The following is a 1002-nucleotide window of genomic DNA, read 5'->3' as shown; positions in this document are numbered from 1 at the left end:
GGAGCGGAGCCGCGTAGCGGCGGAGTTCTCTGCGCATCTGCTGTGACCTGCACTCTCTTCCGTTGTCAGTGGCGGGTGTTAGGTTCCGATCATGACGACAGCAGCGATGGCCGAGGGGGTGGCCGGACATGCCCGGTACACCTTCCGGCTTCGCCTGTCGTCCACCGCCCGTACCGCGTTGGAAGGCGAGTGGGGGCGGTGTCGTTGGGTGTGGAACGAGTGCGTGGCGATGTCCCGCAAGGTCCACCGCCACAACAAGGCCACCGGTGAGAAGACGACGTGTGGGCCGGCGCAGCTGGACAAAATGCTGACCGAGGCGCGGCAGTCGATGACGTGGCTGCACGAAGGTGCGTCCGTGCCGCAGCAGCAGATCATCCGGGACTTCGCCAAGTCGAGGGCGAAGGCGCTCAAGGACATCAAGGCCCGGCTGCCGATGCGGCAGCGGGCGGGGATGCCGCGCCCGAAGAAGAAGCGCGAGGCGGCGCCGTCGCTGAACTACACGCAGCGCGGGTTCCGTCTGAAGGACGGGCGCCTGCATCTGGCCGGCGGGATCGTGCTGACGGTCGTGTGGTCGCGCGAGCTGCCCAACCCCCCGTCCTCCCTGCGTGTCTACAGGGACAGCCTCGGGCACTGGTACGCCAGCTTCGTCACGGCCGCCGCGACCGAGGCCCTGCCCGCCACCGGCGCGGTGATCGGCATCGACTGGGGCGTGAAGGAGACCGCGACCACCACGTCCGACGCCCACGACCTTCCGCACGCCCAGCACGGCAAGACCGCTGCCGCGAAGCTGGCGCACTACCAGCGGATGATGGCCCGGCGTCGCACCCCGAAGAACAAGCCGGACACCAAGGGATACAAGAAGGCCCGACGTGCTGCGTCGAAGGTGTCGAAGAAGATCGCCCGACGGCGTCAGGACACCGGCCGCAAGTGGGCCAAGAACGTAGTCCGCGACCACGACGCGCTCGCCGTCGAGGACTTCCGCCCGAAGTTCCTCGCCAAGAC

Annotated in this window: 1 protein-coding gene; it reads left to right on the top strand. The window is 68.2% G+C overall.

Features of this window, described 5'->3' with window-relative positions:
• Positions 1-91: 91 nt before the first annotated feature.
• Positions 92-1002 (top strand): RNA-guided endonuclease InsQ/TnpB family protein (locus tag ACZ4TV_RS33415; RefSeq protein WP_468139027.1); only part of this gene is annotated, 911 nt, incomplete at its 3' end.

The sequence above is a fragment of the Streptomyces sp. NPDC028910 genome, from assembly GCF_055564955.1.
This window is presented reverse-complemented; position numbering and strand designations above follow the sequence as displayed.